The organism is Gemmatimonadaceae bacterium (assembly GCA_035633115.1).
Classification (GTDB): Bacteria; Gemmatimonadota; Gemmatimonadetes; order Gemmatimonadales; family Gemmatimonadaceae; genus UBA4720.
Genome location: DASQFN010000047.1, coordinates 54,699 through 73,991 on the forward strand (window position 1 = coordinate 54,699; position 19,293 = coordinate 73,991).

Genomic DNA, 19,293 nt, shown 5'->3' on the forward strand with positions numbered 1-19,293 from the left:
CCCTATCTCTCCGCAGCTTCGCGCCCGGGACCCTCAACCCGGCGAATGACGGCGCGCGCACTCATTACAGGCGGGGCAGGGTTCATTGGATCGCATGTCGCCGACCTCTTCCTGGGCAACGGCTACGAAGTCGACATCATCGACGACCTTTCGAGCGGAAAAGCCACAAACGTCCCGGAGAGTGCGGCTCTCCACCGGATCAGCGTAACGTCCCCCGAGTCCGCGCGGGTTGTACGCGAGGGGCGATTCGACGTTCTCGTGCACCTCGCGGCGCAGATGGACGTCCGCCGGAGCGTTGCCGATCCGGTGTTCGACGCGACGACGAACATCATTGGCATCGTCAATCTTCTCGAAGCGGTGAGGCAGAGCGGAAACAAGACGCGGGTCGTGTTCACGTCCACTGGGGGCGCTATCTACGGCGACTTCAACCAGCCTCCGAACTTCGAGACGTACGCGAAAGAGCCGGATTCGCCGTATGCAATCTCAAAGCTCTCCTCCGAATACTATCTCGCCTACTACGGCAGAATTCATGGCCTCGAGCACGTTTCGGTGCGCTTCGGAAACGTGTACGGACCGAGGCAGGATCCGCACGGCGAGGCCGGTGTGGTGGCGATTTTCTGCAACCGCATTCTCGAGGGTAAGCCGCTCACCGTTTTCGGCGACGGCGAGCAGACGCGTGACTACGTCTATGTCGGCGACGTTGCTAATGCTGTCTGGCTCGGCGCCACTTTCGCCCTTCCGCCGGCCGGCACGGTTGACGAGCGCAGCTTCAATATCGGCACCGGATTGGGGACGTCCGTGCTCGAGCTGGCGCGCAGCCTACAGGAGGCAGCGGGCAGCAATGTAGAGATACAGTTCGCGCCGCGCAGACCGGGTGAGCAGCAGGAATCGTTTCTCAACGTCGACAAGGCGCGAGCGGTACTCGGCTGGCAACCGCAAGTTTCTCTTGCCGCCGGACTCGCGGAGACATTCGCGTGGGCGGAGGCGACGAGCGGATTGCAGAAATCGTGAGCATCGGGTTGATGCTGCAGGTTGGGGCGGCCGTTCCCTCCTCGCCCATGGAGCTGATCACCAGCTCGACCGGCTCGACAAAGGTGGTGCTCGCAATCCTCGTCGTTCTGTCGCTCATCAGCTGGACGATCATGATTGCGAAGACCGTCGAATTCCGCCGCGCGGCTTCCGCGGGCCGGAGATTCATGGATTCGTTCGAGGAGGCGCCGTCACTCGATGTTGCCGCGGACCTCGCTCGAAGATCGCCGCCCAGCCCGCAGCGGAGCGTGATGCTCCGGGCGCTGCGGTTTCTTCACGAGACCACACCCGCGCTCGGCGCAACGCCGGAGCGGGGAGCACGGCTGAGCGCATCGCAGGTCGAGGCACTCCGGCTCGTACTCGATTCCGAGAGCGGTGCAGTCCGCGATCAGATGGGAAGGTTCGTCCCTTCGCTAGCGACGATCGGCTCTGCCAGTCCGCTCATCGGCTTGCTCGGAACCGTCCTCGGAATCATCGACGCGTTCGTGGGAATTGCCACGGAGGGATCAGGTAACATCGGAGCCGTGGCCCCCGGAATTGCCGAAGCGCTCATCGCAACTGCAGCCGCGCTTTCCGTCGCCATTCCGGCGGTCTTCGGGTACAACATCTTTGCACATCGGTTGAACCGGTTCGATGGCGAGCTGGATGGTTTCGGATCGGAGCTGATTGCCCTGATGGTTCGGGAGGGCCGGATCTAGATGGCAAGGCGGCGCGAGCGAATGCAACTGAACGCTGAGATAAACGTCGTGAGTCTAATTGACGTGATGATGCTTCTGATGGTGATTTTCATGATCACCGCTCCAATCATGCAGGGCGGCGTCGACGTGACGCTGCCGAAAGCGGAGGCGCGTCCGCTCGAGCCGAAGAGTGGCCTGGTCGTGACAGTGGACAGGGGCGGACGGATTCACATCGAAGATGCGAACCTGAGCTTTGCGGAATTCCGGGCGAGCTTCAAAGCGCTCGCCTCGGAGCGCGGACGAGAAGGGATTTATTTGCGAGCGGATGCTGGAGTGCCATATGGCTCGGTTGTGCAGGTGCTTGCAGTGATGCGTGCCAGCGGCATTGCCGACGTCGGCCTCGTAGCCGAGCCTGAGGTGGAGAGATAGTGCGGGCGCGGAGACAGCCTGTTCAGTTCGGCGGCCCGCTCGGAATGTCCGTCGTGCTTCACCTCTCGGCGGTCGCGCTCGCGTTCATCGCGTCGCGCGGGCAGCCGATGGAGGCATTACCGCCGATCTACAAGGTGGACATCGTCGCCGCGCCTCCCGGTGAGCGTGCGATTGGAGAGGTGACGCCCGAGCCCGCACCGGTCACGCCGCCACCGGCCGCTGCGCCGGTTGCGCCTCCGAAACCAACAGAGCGCGCGATACCGCTCACCAAGCGAGTCGCGAAAAAAACCGCTGCGCGATCGACTCCGGTGCCTCCCGCGGCGACGCCAGTGCCGAAGACGGCCGCGCCAAAGGCCGGCGGCGGGCCGATTGGCGGGAAGGGCACCGACGTCGCGACGGTTCAAACCGAGGGAATCGATTTCCCCTTCCCAGGGTACCTAAACAACATCGTCCGGCAAATCGCGCTCAACTTCAAGCCGAGTGACACGAACTCCGCGCTACGCGCAGAAGTGATGTTTCTGATATATCGTGATGGCTCGGTGAAGATCGTGCGCTTCGTGAAGCGCTCGGGAGCCTACGCGTTCGATCTCGAGGCCCAGGGCGCGATCGAATCAGCGGGGCCGAACTTTGGACGACTCCCCGACGGCTTCCCCGACGATGTGCTCCCCGTTGTTTTCAGCTTTGACCCCCGTGTGTTGAGATGAGTTCACGCTTCTACTTCGCCGCGATCTGCGCGTGTCTCGCCGCGCTCGCCAGTCCCGAAAACCTTCGTGCCCAGGATACCACTGCCACCGCGCCCGGCGTTCGCCTCGGGTTGAGCTATCCACGCGGCACGATTCCACGCGTGATCGTGCTGCCCGTCGACAGTACTCCGGGTGATTCAGTCAGGGCAATCATCCAGCGCGATCTCGACTACAGCGACCGCGTCTCGCCGATTCCACTCGACGCGATGACCCTGGCAGGGATAACGCCCGCGGCGGGGCAGGAGCCGAACTACGAGCTGTTCAGTACGCTGGGCGCGGCCGCGATTATCCATCCGCGACGAACGGCTAGCGGCGGGCTGCGAGTGGCATTGTACGACGTCGCGGGCAAACGCCGGGTCGAAGCGCGCGATTTTCCCGTGGCCGTCGTACCGCCTGTCCGCGATGACGCCATTCGGGACTCCGTCACCGCCGAGACGACGCAACGGGAGAAGGCGCTGCGAGACTCGGTGACGAGAGTGTTGCGGACGCGCGCGGCGATCATGCGCCGCCCGCCCGTGAGAAAGGATCCGCGTCCGCGGCGCTTCGTCGTGCGCGATTCTCTGCGTCGAGATTCTGCGGCGACCGCGTACACCAGGCGCGGCCAGGCTCGCTGGGAAAATGACCGTCGCGACTCGGTTGCGCTGGCGATGTCGAGCGGTGCCGAGCGGCTCATTCGCGCCGATGCCCAGGCGCGCATAGCCGCGGCGGACAACGAACGCATGAGCATTCATCGCGTCAGCGACGAGGTAGAGAGCTGGATCACCGGCAAGCGCGGAATTGCGGCCACTCGAATTGCCTACGTGCACAATGGCATGATCCGGATCGTCGACAGCGATGGTGCGAACGACAAGGCGGTAACCGGACGCGGGACCGCAATGTCGCCGGCATGGCATAACAGCGGCCGGAGAATCGTGTACTCGCGAATGAGCAATGCGGGAACTCAGATTGAGCAGCTCGACCTCGAGACGGGCTTGACGCGCGCAATGAGTCCCACCGGGCTCAACATCACCCCGGTTTACTCGCAGGACGGCAGATACATCGTCTACTCCAGTGGCAACGAGTCGGGCACCGACCTGCTGATGGTTAGCGCAGACGCCGCGAACGGATCAATGTCCCCGCAGCGGCTGACCTTCGGGCGCGGCAGCGACAATCAGTCGCCGACCTTCAGCCCTGACGGCCGTCAGATCGCTTTCATCTCCGCACGCTCGCGATTCCCCGAGGTATACACGATGGACGCCGACGGGACAAACCTGCAGCTGCTCACTCCTTTCATACCGGGAGTGCGAACGTACCGCACGGCCCCGGACTGGTCGCCGGACGGCAGGACCGTCGCGTTCGAGCAGCAAAATGGCGACTTTCAGGTGTGGGTGATAAACATCCGCGACAAGGAGCCGCGGCGTCTCACGAGCGAAGGTGAAAACGAAGGCCCTTCGTGGGCGCCAGACGGCCGTCATCTCGTACTGTCATCGACTCGCGGTGGGTCGAAGCAGATCTGGGTGTTGGATACGGAGTCCGGCCGGTTCCGTCAGCTGACGTATAATGCGGGTGCACGACTCGCGGCATGGTCAGCGATGTTGAATCGTTAGTGATGTCAGGAATCATGCGCAACTCACCCAATCCCATACCAATGCCAACTCTCACCCGAATCGCAATCGTCGCAGTCGTCTTTGCAATCGCTATCGGCGGATGCCGCCGCAGGACTCCCGAGCGGCCGGCTCCGCGTCGCATCAACACCGACAGCCTCTTGCGTGAGCAAGCCAGGCTGGACTCCCTTGCACGGGTGGAGGCAGCCCGGGCGGCCGCAGCCGCCGCGGCGGCAGCGGCGGCGGCAGCGGGGCCGGCGACCAGCGCGCCCGTGAATGAGCGCGAGCGAACGGCTCTCGCCGCTACTATATACTTCGATCTCGACGAGTCGGTTCTGACGGACGATGGGCGGGCGGCGGTGGAAGCGAAGGCGCCGGTTATCCTGCGGCATCCCGACATGCGTATCAGAATCGTCGGTCATACCGATTCGCAGGGCTCCGACGAGTACAACCTCGCTCTGGGCCTCCGACGCGCGGCGGAAACCAAGCGATATCTCGCGGCGCTGGGCGTGGACGAGGGGAGAATGGAGATTGTGACATTCGGCGAAGAGCGCCCGGCGGTGCAGGGGCAGACGCAGGAAGCCTACGCACTCAACCGGCGCGCGGAATTCGAGATACTCAGCGGGGGGTAGCGATGTACCGTTGGAGATCGGCCGCGTTCGCGCCGATTGTGCTTTTCTGTTCCCTGGCAACAGCCGGCTGCTTCGCCTCGAGGTCTGATATCGATCAGCTTCGCGACGAGATCGCCACGGTGCGAGCCGAAACGGCCACGGTCGATTCGGTTCGCGCGATGCAGATGGTGCAGCTGCTGAGCACGTTGCGGGCAGTCACGGATACACTCGCCGAAATCAACACGCGTCTGACGCGCGTGCGCGCGGAATCACAGAGCGGCCTGCGGGATCTCGGCAATCGCGTGTTGCAGGTGCAGGAAGCAAGCGGACAAAGTCAACAGAGCGTGCGGGAGATGCGCGCGGCGCTCGAGCAGCGGAACCGAACGGCGCCGCCGGTCACAAACGCCTCGCCACAAGCCACTCCGTCCGCTCCGGATTCCACTCCGCCGGTTGTAGACGAGCCGGGTCCCAACGAGCTGTTTCAGCTGGGCCGCGATCAGCTCGCCCGCGGCGGATTCAGTGCTGCACGGGCGGCGTTCGCCGATCTGATCAGCAAGCATCCCGACTCCGAGCTTGCCGCGGACGCCCAGTTCTTTCTGGCCGAGGCGCTGGCCGGGGAAGGAAAAGCAGCGGCCGCCGATTCGGCGTACGCGACAGTCGTGAGGAAGTACCCAACCTCGCTGCGGGCTGCGACAGCGCTCTACAAGCGTGGTGTGGCTCAGCAGAAGGCGGGAAGGACGACTACCGCGCGGCGGACCTTCAACGAAGTCATCCGACTGTTTCCGGAGTCGGACGAGGCCGCACTGGCGCGGGAACGCCTGCGCGGGATGTCATAAGGGGACGCACGAAGGTGCCGCGAACGGCTGCCGACACCGAGATGCCCTTCCTCGATCACCTCGAGGAGCTGAGGCATCGTTTGTTCTGGATAGTCGGGACAATCGTTGTCGGCATCGTTCTCTCGTTCACGGTGCTGTCTCAGGGCGGCTTCGACGTCGTGGCTCTGCTGGCGCGGCCGATCGAGCCATATCTGCGAGGGAGCCAGCTGGTCTTCACTCACCCCGGCACGTCGTTCTCGATCGTGTTGACCGCATCGTTTATCCTCGGGATCCTGTTTGCAACGCCGGTGATCGGATACCAGCTGTGGGGTTTCTTCGCTCCGGCGCTTCACGCGCACGAGAAGCGGATCATCGTTCCAGTGCTTCTTGGAATGATCTTCCTCTTTCTGTGCGGCGTTGCGCTCTGCTACTTCATCGTCATGCCGTTCACGCTGAAGTTCTTCATGGGGTTCGAATCGGCGTCACTCACGCCGATGATCGAGGCGAAGCAGTACTTCGGCTTCGCGTTCAGCATGATGCTGGCGTTCGGCGTGGCGTTTCAGCTGCCGATCGGGATTCTGATGCTGTCAACGCTCGGAATCATTCAGCCGCAGCTCCTGACACGATTCCGTCGCCATGCAATTGTCGGCACGGTGGTCGTCTCGGCGTTCATCACCCCCGACGGCAGTCCGACGACCCTGCTGGCGCTGGCGATCCCCCTTTATCTGCTCTACGAGCTGGGCGTCGGGCTGTCGTTCATGGTCACGCGTCGGCGGCGACGCAGGGAAGCCGAGGAGCGTGAAGAGCTGCTTCGGGCGCGCCGAGAGCCACCAGCCGACACAGTCGGACGTGAGCCGCGGCGGCTGGGCGCGAACGCATGAGGCTAGACCGCACGCAGTTTGTTTTCGCGTTGTCTCTTGTGGGCGTTGTGCTGATCGGCTTGGCCGTCCCCGCCGTTGGCCAGGTCCCTCGCCCCGCTCCGCCACCACCGGCGCCCGCACCTCGTCCGGGAGTCACCCCGGCAGTGGGTATTGATTCGACGAAGGCCGATTCGACGAAGCTTCGCGATCTCATCAAGTGGACCGAGCTCGACTCGACTGCCACCGCGCTCATGGCAAGGCCGGGCCACTCCTCAACGCGCTACCAGGGAGTGCGTGTGCGGTTCGACGCGAAGGCGCGAACTCTTTACATCGAAGGAGAGCCGGCGGCGGTGGGACGTGGGGTGACGCTGCTCGTCGGCGACACGATTGTCTACAACGATTCGACCAAACTTGTCGTCGCTCGCGGCGACACGCTGATTCTGCGCGACCCGACCCAGAATGCAGCGGACGTTGTCTCCCGGGGTGAGCTCAGATACGACATCGAGGCGCACCGCGGCAGCGTGACGAATATCAGCACCGTGCTGGAATCCGGCGAGCAGTGGATCGTCAAAGCCCCCAGAGCGGTTTTCGTGGCGGATACCAGTCGCGGCCGGCAGACGGCGTTTTACGTCCGAAACGGTACGATCACGAGCTGCGACGATTCGCTGCCCGATTATCATTTCAAGTCGAAGCAGATCAAGATGATCTCCCGAAGCTTGATGGTCGCGCGTCCGGCTGTGCTTTACATCGGCGATGTCCCCGTGATGTGGCTGCCCTTCATCTTCCAGGACATTCGCTCGGGACGCCGCAGCGGAATTCTCACGCCGCGCTTCGGGGTCAGCGAGATCTTCCGCAACAGCCCGACGTACCGGCGGCACCTCGAGAACCTCGGCTACTATTTCGCGTTCAGCGATTACTCGGATGCTCAGGTATCGCTCGACTGGAGAAGCGGCTCGAACTCGTCGCCGGGTGACCCCGGGTGGGTTCGCGTCAATGGCGAATGGCGCTACCGCTGGCTCAACCGCTTTCTCACCGGCAGGTTCGCGGTGTCGAAGCTGGCGCAGCGAGATGGCTCCGGAAACACGCAGTACTCATGGGGGCACCAGCAGGATTTTTCGCAGACGACCCATCTGACGATGGATCTGAACTACGCAACCAATACCGTAATTCAGAGGCAGACGACGTTCGATCCGCGTCAGGTTCTGGCTACTATTCAGAGTCGAGTGAACTACCAGCAGCAATTCGGGCCAGCGTCGTTCTCGATTGGAGGAGACCGCAGGCAGTATCCGGGCCGCGACGAAGTCACTCAGAATTTTCCGAACTTCAGCATATCAACGCCGACCATCGGAGTTACCCGCTGGCTTGAATGGACACCGTCGCTCAACGTCTCGAATCAACAGCAGTTCAAGGTTCCTCAGATCGGTGAATTCGGATTCCGCTTTTCCGAGCGCAACGGCGTCCGCGACAGCGCCCAGCTGGAAACCGACGCCCGCGTCACGAACATGTCGATCGAATCGCCGATCAAAATCTTCGGCTTCACGCTGACGAATTCGTTCCGCATCGCCGACCAGGAGAACAACGCTCCGGTTCGCATTCCGATCATCGATCAGGACGACCCGACCATCAAGGTCGATCGCGTTTTCGCGCGAACGTTCAGCACCGAGATCGACTGGAACTCTTCGTTTGGCCTTCCGACGCTGTTCAGGAACTCCTTCAAGATCTCGCCGAGTATCGGCATCTCGAACGTGGATCCGCACGGGTTCTGGGTGCGCACCGAGCAGACGGGCGGGAGATACGTCCATCAGTCGAAGCGCGTCAGCTATTCACTGACGTCAGCGCCCACCATTTTCGGTCTCTTTCCCGGTATTGGCGGGATCTCACGGTTCCGCCACTCCGTTACTCCGGGCTTGACGTTTCAATACTCTCCGGCGGCGACAGTCAGCCGCGAGTATCTCGCGGCGCTCAACATGTCGCCTCGCGACTACGTGGGCAGCCTCGCGCAGCAGCAGGTCACACTCTCGCTCTCGCAGGATCTCGAAGCGAAGATGAAGTCCAGCGACACGAGCTCAACGGCCGATGCGCGCAAGGTCAAGCTCATGTCGCTCCGGTTCAGTCCTCTCACCTACGATTTCGAGCGCAAGCGAAAGACGGGAAGGTCAGGGTTCGCTAACGATTACTTCAACTACGACGTAACCTCGGACCTGTTGCCTGGATTCCGGCTCGGCGTGGACTACTCGCTCTTCCAGGGTAGCGTGCTCAGCGATACTGCCCTCTTCAAACCATTCCGGACAGGGATGAATTTCTCTTTCTCGGTCAACAACCAGTCGGGAATCTTTGCGGCGCTCACCCGCATTTTCGGGAAGGCAGTACCGCAGGGCGCTCCGCAGGTGGAGCGACTCGAGCCCAGTCAGGACGATGCGATGACGCAGCGTCTCGCTTCGACACCGATGGCCGGATCCGCCGTCCGCAACCAGCAGTACGCTCTGCCGCAGACGAAAGGCTGGCAGGCTTCATTTACGTTTTCGCAGGTGAGGCAGCGCCCGCCCGTTGGCGGACAGGTTGTAGATGAGGACCCTGGCAGGCTTTGCGCGATCTACGCAGGCAGCCCGCTGCAATACGAGACGTGCGTGCTCCAGCAGCAGACCAATCCCGTAGGCGCGGTTCCAATCGGGCGAATCACGGCGGGTGCACCATTCATCAGACAACCGGCACGTGAATATCTGACTTCGCAGATGAGCTTCAACATCACGCCGAAGTGGTCAGCGCAATGGGGCACGACATACGACTTCAACGCGCGGCAGTTCGCCAGTCAGTCGGTGACACTGCAGCGTCAGCTGCATGACTGGCGATCGATCTTCGCGTTCACGCGGGGACCCAACGGAAACTTCGCATTCAATTTCTTCATTGCGTTGAACGCCCAGCCGGACATCAAGTTCAACTACGACAAGGCGACATACCGGCAGCCGGGACAATAGCAGTTTGAGCGGCGCGCTCCATGTCACCAACGGCGATTGCGCCGCTGAGCTGATGCGGGAAGCGGGTATCGACGGCGAGATACTGTCGTGGCGTGACGTTCTTCACGACGGCCCGGTCCCCCGGGATCTCTCGCTTGCCGAGCTGAGCCACGTCCGTGCGGCCTACCTCGCATCAGCCGGCGCGGAAGAGTTCAGCGACCTTGCGCAGTCATTCGTTGACCGCGACACGCTGTTCGAGCGATTCGCCGAATTCGAGCGGGTTGTTCTCTGGTTCGAGTGGGATCTCTACGACCAGCTTCAGCTGATTCAGGTACTGCACACCATCGGTCACCGCGCGGCGAGTCTCGGAACAGCGAAGCTGCCGCCGATCGAGCACGTATCGTTCGCCGGATATCTGGGGAATCTTCTGGTCGAGCGTTTTCCCGTGCTCCTCGAAGAGCGAAAACCCGTTATGCCGGAAATGCTCAGCCTCGGACAGGCTGCGTGGCGCGCATTCACTTCGCCTGATCCAACCGACATTGTCGCACTCCTCGAAGTGGGAACGGCTGATCTTCAGTTCCTCGAAGGTGCCATGTGGCGTTTGCTCGAAGAGCTTCCGTCGACCCGCAACGGTCTCTCGCGGTCGGAACAACAGCTGCTCGAGGGGCTCTCTGAAGGCAATTCCCGATTCGAGGAAACATTCCGCTACGCCGGGGAGCGCGAGGAGCGGATATACTGCGGGGACTCGAGCGCAGCGTCGTACATCGAGCGGCTGAGTCGCGGCGCCACTCCGCTGGTGGTATATCCCTCGGGGGAACGCGTAACCGCACCCCAAACCGAGGCTCAGGCGCGTCAGTTTCGCGATGCGGAGCTGGTTCTAACCGACGCAGCGAGAGGAGTGTTGGCGGGCAAGCAGGACTGGATCGAACTGGGTGGGACAGACCGCTGGCTCGGAGGAGTTCACCTGGATGGCAGCAACGCACGCTGGCGGTGGGACGGCGACTCGCGTCGAGTGATCGAGTCAGCCGGCGCGTGACCCGCTTCAGCGTGATCGTCAACGCGGCCGTGACCGATACTGGAGCTGCATGAACCACGCGACGAAAATGGTCACGCTTGATGGTGGGAGTCTGACGCTGGACGACGTTCGCGCCGTGGCGGTGGATTCCGCGAAAGTCAGTCTGGCGAACAGTGCTCGCGCGCGCATGCTCCGCACTCGCGATGTCGTTGCCGGGATCGTCGAGCGCGGTGACGTGGTGTACGGCGTGACCACCGGATTCGGCAAGCTGTCGGAGGTCGCGATTCCCCGCGATCGCCTGTCCGAGCTCCAGGTGAATCTCGTGCGGAGCCACTCGGCCGGCGTCGGACCGCTGCTTCCCGAGCGCGAAGTAAGGGCGATGATGCTCCTTCGCTCGAACGTTCTCGCAAAAGGGTATTCCGGCGCGAGACCGGACCTCGTCGATCTGCTGCTCGGAATGCTCAACGCCGGACTCTATCCTCCGGTACCGGAGCAGGGCAGCGTCGGAGCGAGCGGCGATCTTGCCCCGCTTGCGGCACTCGGTGTCGCAATGATCGGTGAAGGAACGCTGTACCATCGCAGCTGGCACTCGCTCGGCACGTCAGAGGCGCCGCGCTCGAGTGGCAACGCAGCGGAGACTCTCAGGCGGTTCGGACTCGCGCCTGTCGTGCTTGGACCAAAAGAAGGGATAACGCTGATCAATGGAACCCAGGCGCACACCGGCATTGCAGCGCTCGCGGTTACTGATGCTCGCGTCATCTGGCAGACCGCGCACGTCGCCGGCGCAATGTCGCTCGAGGCCCTGCTCGGCACGCCAGTACCGTTCGACCCGCGGATTCAGGAGGCGCGCGGCCAGACCGGGCAGGCGCGGTCTGCGGAGCTTCTCCTCAGTCTGCTGGAGGACAGCGAGCTCAGGGAATCCCATCGCCTGGGGGATCCACGCGTTCAGGACGCGTACGCTCTGCGCTGCATGCCGCAGGTTCACGGGCCGGTTCTGGACGCTCTCGAGTGGATACAGGGAATCGTGAGCCGCGAGCTGAACGCAGCGACCGACAATCCGCTCGTCTTCGAGAACGGGGACGTATTGAGCGGGGGAAACTTCCACGGGCTTGCTGTTGCAAGCGCGCTCGATTTTCTCGCGATCGTCATGACCAACGTCGCGACCATGTCGGAGCGACGAATCGACAGGCTCGTGCATCCTGATTTCAATCAGGGCCTGCCTGCGTTTCTCAGCAAAGAGCCCGGAGTCCATTCCGGTTTCATGATGGCACAGGTGACAGCGGCCGCGCTCGCGAGTGAGTGCAAGGTGCTTTCGCATCCCGCGAGCGTGGATACGATTCCAACGGATGGCAATCGGGAGGATGTCGTCCCAATGGCGATGGGCGCGGCGTGGAAGGCGCGCCGCGTCGTGGCCAATGTGCAGCGGATTCTTGCCATCGAGCTCATGTGCGCGGCACAGGCTATCGATTTTCGCGCTCCTCTCAAGCCCGGCCGCGGTGTAATCCGGGCGCATGAGACAGTGAGGTCTCGCGTCGCGCCGCTGGGTATCGACCGTGTCCTCACGCCCGACATCGAGGCGCTCGCCGTTGCAGTCGCCTCTGGCTGGTTCGCGGGGAGAGCGCCGGCTCATGACTGATGTGATGGCGAGTGATGCAGGCAGCGCGGTGAATTCCGGAGCAGGAACGAAGCGAGCGACGGTCCGGGCCCCCCGCGGGAGCGCGATCTCCTGCAAGGGATGGCAGCAGGAAGCCGCGCTGCGGATGCTGATGAACAACCTCGACCCCGACGTAGCCGAGCGGCCGCAGGATCTCGTTGTCTACGGCGGCACGGGCAAGGCCGCCCGCAACTGGGAGTCTTTCGACTCCATAGTCCACGAGCTGCGGCAGCTTGCCGACGACGAGACGCTGATCGTTCAGAGCGGCAAGCCGGTTGGAGTGTTTCGCACTCATAGAAGCGCGCCGAGGGTACTGATTGCGAACAGCAATCTCGTCGGGCGCTGGGCGACGTGGGACTACTTCCGCGAGCTCGAAAGAAAAGGGCTCATCATGTACGGCCAGATGACGGCCGGATCCTGGATCTACATCGGATCGCAGGGAATCGTGCAGGGCACCTACGAGACTCTTGGCTCAGTTGCGCGGAAGCATTTCGGCGGATCACTGGCGGGCCGATTCGTGCTGACCGCCGGCCTCGGTGGAATGGGCGGAGCGCAGCCACTCGCGGCGACGATGAGCGGGGCGGTGATGCTCGCGATCGAGGTTGATGAGTCGAGGATCGAGAAGCGTCTCGCTACCGGCTACCTCGACCGGAAGAGCTCGAGCCTGGACGAGGCGCTCGGCTGGGTCGAAACCGCGCGAAAAAGTGCCGCGCCTCTTTCAATCGGTCTGGTAGGAAACGCGGCTGACGTCCTTCCCCAGCTCGCTAGCCGCGGCATCGTCCCTGACGTGCTCACCGACCAGACGAGCGCGCACGATATGCTGAACGGATACGTGCCGGCCGGAATGCCGCACAACGAGGCGCTGGCGCTTCGCGCTGCGGACCCCGCGAGGTACGTGCAGCTCTCGACGGCCTCGGCGGTTGTTCACGTCGAAGCGATGCTCGAGCTGCAAGGCATGGGTGCGATCGCTTTTGATTACGGGAACAATATCCGAACCGTTGCGTTCGATGCCGGTGTCGCCAGGGCGTTCGAGATCCCGGGCTTCGTGCCGGAGTACATCAGGCCGCTCTTCTGCGAGGGGAAGGGTCCGTTCCGCTGGGTTGCACTGTCGGGAGACCCGCGTGACATCGCGAGAACTGACGAGCTCGTGCTGGAGCTCTTTCCCGGGGATGAGCACCTTCGCCGCTGGATCACGCTCGCCCGTGACAAGATCGCGTTCCAGGGCCTGCCGGCGAGAATCTGCTGGCTGGGGCAGGGCGAGCGCGCGCGGTTCGGTGTTGCGCTGAATGATCTCGTCGCTTCGGGCGAGGTCTCCGCGCCCATTGTCATCGGACGCGATCATCTCGATACGGGGAGCGTGGCGTCGCCGTTCCGCGAGACCGAGGGGATGCGCGATGGAAGCGATGCAATTGCCGACTGGGCAATTCTCAACGCGATGCTCAACGTCGCGAGTGGTGCCTCTTGGGTGTCGTTCCATCACGGCGGAGGGGTTGGGATCGGCAACTCGCTTCATGCGGGTCAGGTGATCGTCGCGGATGGCTCACCAGAGATGCGCGAGCGACTCGAGCGCGTGCTCACGAACGATCCCGGCCTCGGTGTAGCGAGGCATGCCGACGCGGGATACGAGGAAGCAATCAAAACCGCGGAGCAGCACAGCATTCGCATACCGCTCGGGCGGTAGATGCTCTCGAGCAAATTCCGCCCCTGGCACGTCCCGGTATTTCTCTGCAAGTACGCGTGGCTGACAGCGATCCGGAAGCCGGTGCTCGTGCACTTCGAGGTGACGCTCCGATGCAACGCGTGCTGCGGTTTCTGCGACTACTGGAAGACCAGCCCGTCGGCGCGCGCGGGCGAGGTGAAGAGCTTCACCGATGCAGCGCGATTCTTCAATCCGATGATGATCACGTATACGGGTGGCGAGCCGACATTGAGGCGGGACCTCGAGGACATTGTCGCGGGCGTCAACGCGGCGGTTTCAGTGCAGTACTCGACCCTGCTCACGCACGGTGGGATGCTGACCGCGGAGCGCGCGCGGTCGCTCTGGAATGCGGGCATTCATCAGTTCAACATCTCGCTCGACTATCTCGATGAGCGCCATGATCGCGCCCGTGGAATTCCCGGACTGAGCGCCAGAATATTCGACGTGATTCCACGGATGCGCGCGATGGGAATCGACAGCGTCAGATTCAACACCGTCATCAAGGAATCCAACCTGGACCAGATTCTTCCAATCGCACATTTCGCGCGTGAGTTGGGGTGCGGAGTGAACTTCAGCTCGTACAGCGACTCGAAGAACGGCGATCGGTCCGGAATAATCGACGGCGATCGAATCGCCGACCTGGAAGCAGTGACAGCCGCCCTGCTCGAATTCAAGAAGCGGCACCGCGGCGTCATCAGCAATTCCGACTACTACCTGGAGAACATTCCGCGCTACGTGCGGGGCGAGATGAACGAGCCGTGCCGCTCCGGAATGCGGACGATTCACGTGGATCCTACCGGTCACGTGAAGCGCTGTCCCGATTTTCCCAGTGATTTTCACTGGACCGAATTCAGGAAGTATGAGCCGATCGCGTGCAACGCATGCTACTACGCGTGCCGCGGAGAAGCACAGGCGCCGCTGAGGCTGTCGCGCATCCGCGACGTCCTCGCCTGACTGTCGTGAACGCGACGCTTTTTCTGAACGCGGCGCAGGTCGTGACCTGTGCCGGCCCGGCCCGCGCCCGCCGCGGCGGGGAGATGGCCGACGTTGCGGCAATCTCGGGTGGCGCCGTCGCAATCGAGGGAGATGTGATCACTGCAGTCGGGCCGCAGGAACAGCTCCTCGAGCAGTTTCCGGACGCGAAGCAGGTGGATTGCTCCCACACAGTGATAACGCCTGGTCTCGTGGATTCCCACACGCACGCCGTGTTCGGGCGCGCGCGGTATGAGGAGCATGAGCTGCGAGCCGCGGGGAGCAGCTACATGGAGATCGCGCAGAAAGGCGGCGGGATCCATGCTTCGGTTGGCGACCTCCGGGCGAGGACGGAGGACGAGCTCTACCAATTGACCCTGGAGCGCGTCCGCCGGCTCGCCAGCTACGGGTCGACGACCATCGAGATCAAGTCGGGTTACGGGCTTTCGCTCGACGATGAGATCAAGTCTCTTCGTGTCATTCGACGAGTGGCGGAATCGACCCCCATCCGGATAATCGCGACGCTTCTTGCTGCACACGAAATCCCGCTGGAGCACAGGCAGCGTCCGAACGGGCGTTCAGAGTACGTCGAGCTCATCGTCAAGACGATCATACCGGCGGTTGCCGAAGAAAAGCTTGCGTTGTTCTCTGACGTGTTCTGTGAGCCGGGCGTCTTCACCCTTCAGGAAACCAGAGCCATACTCGAGGCGTCCCGTACGGCGGGGCTCGGTATCAAGCTGCACGCCGATGAGCTCAAGCCTGCCGGCGGCGCCGAGCTTGCGGCCGATATCGGCGCCGTATCCGCGGACCATCTCGCCGCGATCTCGGCCTCGGGCATCAGGGCAATCGCCGCGAGCGATACGGTCGCGACGCTTCTGCCGGGAACGATGCTCTTTCTTGGCCGCGCGAAGCAGGCGCCGGCCCGCGCACTCATAGAGGCTGGAGCAGCCGTGGCTCTCGCAACGGATTTCAATCCGGGCACATCGCCAACGGTGAACTTTCCGTTGATCCTGACGCTTGCGGTGAGCCTGCTGCGGATGAGCGCCAGCGAGGCGCTCGTAGCAGCTACTGTCAACGGAGCGGCGGCTCTCGGACTCGCGGAGAAGGTTGGTCAGCTTGCGCCCGGCTTCTCCGCGGACCTCACCATTTTCGATGTCGCCGACTTTCGTGAGATACCGTATTGGTATGGTGATCGTCGTTGTAAGGCGACGTGGGCCCGGGGAAAACCTTGTCACGCTCGCGCGTAAGCCGGTAACTTCCGACTAGGTTCACGTTTTTCACCGGATTAGATGTCGAATATCGCAAAGCTGAAGAAGAAGGCCGCGGAGTTCGAGCAGAAAAAGCACTACGAAAAGGCGCTCGAGCTGTACCAGCAGGTGCTGGATTCGTCCCGCGCCACTGACGAGGAGCGTGACGTTCCTCTCTACAATCGCGTAGGCGATCTTCACTTTCGTGTCGGCAACACGGACGAGGCGATCAACTACTACGAGAAAGCCGTCGATCTGTACGCCGAGGGCGGCTTTTTCAACAACGCGATCGCTCTATGCAACAAGATCCTCCGGTACTCGCCTAACCGGAGCAGTGCCTACTACAAGCTCGGCCTCATAAGCGCGAAAAAGGGCTTCAACAGCGACGCGAAGCAGAATTTCCTCGAGTACGCGGACCGGATGCAGAAGGGAGGCAAACTCGATGAAGCGTTCCGCGCTCTCAAGGAGTTCGCGGACCTGTGTCCGGGGCAGGACGATGTTCGGCTGATGCTTGCCGATCAGCTGGTCAAGGCGGATCGAAAACCGGAAGCGCTCGAGCAGCTGCAGCTGTTGTACGACACACTGGAAGCCGAGGGAAGGACTACTGAAGCCGCCGCCACGGTTGAGCGAATGCAGGCGCTCGACCCGGGCTTCACGCCGAAAAGAACTTCAACACCGCGGCAGCACAAGAAAGAGGGTCTCGTATTTCTGGACCTCGACTACATCGACGACGTGCCTGCGGCGAAGACTGTCGTGCCCGAATCCAACGCAGCAAAACCAAGAGAGGCGCCTGTGCACACAGAGCGCGGCCCTGCTCAGCTCGAAGGACTCGAGCTGACGGCGCTCGCGTCGAAGGGAGAAGCCGACAGCGCGCAAAAGCCATCGGATGGTCCGGGCTTGGAGCTCGTGGACATGCGCCCTCCGCCGGAGCTTCTGGAGCTCACGCCGCTCGTGGGCGAGCACGCCGCGCCGTCGTCAGCATCCGAGCAAGCATCCGAGCAAGCATCCGGCCAGGCATCCGACCCGGCATCCGACCAGGAGGAAGTCGGCGAGGACGCAACGGTTCCCGTTCTGCACGAAACGTCGCTAGGCGATCCGCTCGCTGGACTCGATGTGATATCGACGGGCACGACTTCCGCTTACTCCGTCGAGACTGGCGAAGCTGACGACGAGTTCGTCGATCTCGCGCGCTGGTACGAGGACAATCGAACGCCGCAGTCGACGCGGATGGTTGCCCACGATGAAGCGCCTCTGAACAACCAGCAGAAGGATTTCGCCGAGATGCTGGATAAATTCAAGGAGGGAGTCGCACGGAGCGTGGACGACACTGATTTCGACAGTCACTACGACCTCGGCATCGCGTTCCGCGAGATGGGCTTGATGGACGAAGCGATTTCCGCCTTTCAGAAGGCGACCCGCGGGAGCAGCCATCGGCTTCGCGCGTCCGAAGCGCTCGGTGAGTGTTTCATCGAGCGTGGTCAGCCGGCCGTCGCGGCGACGATCCTCGATCGTATTGTCGACGAGTCCGGGCTCACTGAGGATGCGCTTGTTGGCGTGCTCTACCTCCGTGGGCGGTCGGCTGAGGAGCTCGACAAGCCCGGTGAAGCCTCGGCGTTTTATCAAAGAGTGATTGCCGTCGACATGGGATTTCGCGACGCCGCGCGACGACTGAGCTCGCTGGCAAAGGCGCGCCGATGACGGCGCTGGGCGCAGCTCCAGCGCCCGAGGAAAGCACGACCCACACACAGCTCAGCGCCCTCCAGCGCATCCAGGAGCCTGTGCGAGAGCGGCTCGACGCAGTCACCGAGGAGATGCGGCGCGCGGTAGCCGCCGACGTTCCTCTCGTCGCACAAATGAGCTCTCATCTGATGGCCATGCGCGGCAAGATGTTTCGTCCAACGCTCGTTCTGCTCTCGAGCAGCGTCGAGGACAGGCCAGAACCGGCGGCTGTGACGCTCGCCGCCGCGGTGGAGCTCATTCATCTCGCAACACTGGTTCACGACGACGCGATAGATCACTCGATCCTTCGCCGCGGCATGCCCACGCTGAATTCACTGTTCAATCACCAGGTTTCGGTGATAATGGGCGACTTTCTCTATTCAACCGCGCTCTCGCGGCTTGTGACGCAAGGCAATCTCGGAGCGTTGCAGGCTCTCACGCGCGCTTCCACCGAGATGTCGATTGGAGAGCTTCGACAGCTCGTGGTGGATGATCCCCTCCAGTTTTCGGAGAGCGATTACTATGCGCTGATTCGCGCAAAGACCGCGTCATTGATGTCCGCTGCGTGTGAGATTGGCTCGCTATGCGGCGCGAGCGATCACCGTCAGACTCTGGCGAAATACGGAGAGCTGCTTGGTATGGCTTTTCAGATCGCCGATGACCTTATCGATTACACGGAGGCGGAGGCGACGGCGGGGAAGCCGACCGGCCTCGACCTGAAGGAGCACAAGATGACGTTGCCGCTGATTGCGGCGCTCAGGATCATGCCCTCGAGCGCGCGATCCCGCGTCGAGGCCCTGTTCGCCTCTGACTCGCCCGATGAAAGGGCGATTGCCGAGGTCATAGGCATTGTCGGCGAATCAGGAGGACTCGATTACGCTCGCGAGGCCGGCTCCCGGTTTGCCGCTCAGGCGGAGGATGCTCTGCGGATCCTTCCGGACACGGTGGCGCGAACAGCGCTGATAGACTCTATTTCGTATGTAATGGAGCGACACGCCTGATGCCTCCGCGTGGAGCGGCCCGCCGTGGCGCGGTGTTTCATGGACTCGTCCTCGCCAGCGGCTTCGTTGTAGGAGGGCTGCTGACGCAGGTGGCGAGGACGTTTCTACCGCCCGGATCGGCGAAGGAATTCTTCACCACCGGGGTAACACCATCGGTGGGGCCGCTGACGCTGGACATGGTCATTCTCAAGTTCGCGCTTGGCCCGGTGGCTCTCGATGTCTCGTTGTTGAGTCTCGTGGGTGTGCTGATCGCCTACCTGATCGCGCGCTCTCTCTTCTAGGAGG

General features: G+C 62.6%; 17 protein-coding genes. All 17 read left to right on the forward strand.

Going from position 1 to position 19,293, the window contains the following annotated elements; genetic code table 11:
* Window positions 1-45: 45 nt before the first annotated feature.
* Genes VES88_04840 through VES88_04920 form a run of 17 tightly spaced genes read left to right on the forward strand, consistent with a single transcriptional unit; the run spans window position 46 to window position 19,289 of the window.
* Window positions 46-1,011 (forward strand): GDP-mannose 4,6-dehydratase, encoded by a 966-nt coding sequence (locus tag VES88_04840; GenBank protein ID HYN80806.1) that lies wholly within the window; start codon window positions 46-48, stop codon window positions 1,009-1,011.
* A complete protein-coding gene (locus VES88_04845) occupies window positions 975-1,727 on the forward strand; it encodes a MotA/TolQ/ExbB proton channel family protein (protein HYN80807.1) in 753 nt (250 codons plus the stop codon). Before VES88_04840 ends, VES88_04845 begins: the two co-directional genes overlap by 37 nt.
* A gap of 21 nt (window positions 1,728-1,748) precedes the next feature.
* A complete protein-coding gene (locus tag VES88_04850; protein HYN80808.1) occupies window positions 1,749-2,135 on the forward strand; it encodes a biopolymer transporter ExbD in 387 nt (128 codons plus the stop codon).
* On the forward strand, window positions 2,135-2,839 hold the full coding sequence (locus VES88_04855) for a TonB C-terminal domain-containing protein (protein ID HYN80809.1): 705 nt from the start codon (window positions 2,135-2,137) through the stop codon (window positions 2,837-2,839). The genes VES88_04850 and VES88_04855 overlap by 1 nt, the downstream gene beginning before the upstream one ends.
* The gene (locus VES88_04860) at window positions 2,836-4,464 is read left to right on the forward strand and encodes a hypothetical protein (GenBank protein ID HYN80810.1); all 1,629 of its coding nucleotides are present in this window, start codon (window positions 2,836-2,838) and stop codon (window positions 4,462-4,464) included. The genes VES88_04855 and VES88_04860 overlap by 4 nt, the downstream gene beginning before the upstream one ends.
* A gap of 41 nt (window positions 4,465-4,505) precedes the next feature.
* Window positions 4,506-5,093, forward strand: a complete 588-nt coding sequence (locus VES88_04865) for an OmpA family protein (GenBank protein HYN80811.1) — start codon at window positions 4,506-4,508, stop codon at window positions 5,091-5,093.
* Window positions 5,094-5,095: 2 nt separating this feature from the next.
* Entirely contained in the window at window positions 5,096-5,908 is an 813-nt protein-coding gene (gene ybgF / locus VES88_04870) for a tol-pal system protein YbgF (protein ID HYN80812.1), read from the forward strand.
* Between the two features lie 14 nt (window positions 5,909-5,922).
* Window positions 5,923-6,768, forward strand: a complete 846-nt coding sequence (gene tatC / locus VES88_04875) for a twin-arginine translocase subunit TatC (GenBank protein HYN80813.1) — start codon at window positions 5,923-5,925, stop codon at window positions 6,766-6,768.
* The gene (locus VES88_04880) at window positions 6,765-9,722 is read left to right on the forward strand and encodes a putative LPS assembly protein LptD (GenBank protein ID HYN80814.1); all 2,958 of its coding nucleotides are present in this window, start codon (window positions 6,765-6,767) and stop codon (window positions 9,720-9,722) included. Before tatC ends, VES88_04880 begins: the two co-directional genes overlap by 4 nt.
* Before the next feature lie 4 nt (window positions 9,723-9,726).
* Window positions 9,727-10,737 carry a DUF1835 domain-containing protein gene (locus VES88_04885; GenBank protein ID HYN80815.1) on the forward strand — a complete coding sequence of 337 codons (1,011 nt, stop codon included), beginning with the start codon at window positions 9,727-9,729 and terminating at the stop codon, window positions 10,735-10,737.
* Window positions 10,738-10,786: 49 nt separating this feature from the next.
* On the forward strand, window positions 10,787-12,352 hold the full coding sequence (hutH, locus tag VES88_04890) for a histidine ammonia-lyase (GenBank protein ID HYN80816.1): 1,566 nt from the start codon (window positions 10,787-10,789) through the stop codon (window positions 12,350-12,352).
* Window positions 12,345-14,051, forward strand: a complete 1,707-nt coding sequence (hutU, locus tag VES88_04895) for a urocanate hydratase (GenBank protein ID HYN80817.1) — start codon at window positions 12,345-12,347, stop codon at window positions 14,049-14,051. Before hutH ends, hutU begins: the two co-directional genes overlap by 8 nt.
* Complete coding sequence (locus VES88_04900) at window positions 14,052-15,023, forward strand: radical SAM protein (GenBank protein ID HYN80818.1); 972 nt, start codon at window positions 14,052-14,054, stop codon at window positions 15,021-15,023.
* A gap of 5 nt (window positions 15,024-15,028) precedes the next feature.
* The gene (gene hutI / locus VES88_04905; protein HYN80819.1) at window positions 15,029-16,288 is read left to right on the forward strand and encodes an imidazolonepropionase; all 1,260 of its coding nucleotides are present in this window, start codon (window positions 15,029-15,031) and stop codon (window positions 16,286-16,288) included.
* Window positions 16,289-16,330: 42 nt separating this feature from the next.
* Complete coding sequence (locus VES88_04910) at window positions 16,331-17,986, forward strand: tetratricopeptide repeat protein (GenBank protein HYN80820.1); 1,656 nt, start codon at window positions 16,331-16,333, stop codon at window positions 17,984-17,986.
* A complete protein-coding gene (locus VES88_04915) occupies window positions 17,983-19,008 on the forward strand; it encodes a polyprenyl synthetase family protein (GenBank protein HYN80821.1) in 1,026 nt (341 codons plus the stop codon). The genes VES88_04910 and VES88_04915 overlap by 4 nt, the downstream gene beginning before the upstream one ends.
* On the forward strand, window positions 19,008-19,289 hold the full coding sequence (locus tag VES88_04920) for a DUF4321 domain-containing protein (protein ID HYN80822.1): 282 nt from the start codon (window positions 19,008-19,010) through the stop codon (window positions 19,287-19,289). Before VES88_04915 ends, VES88_04920 begins: the two co-directional genes overlap by 1 nt.
* Window positions 19,290-19,293 lie beyond the last annotated feature (4 nt).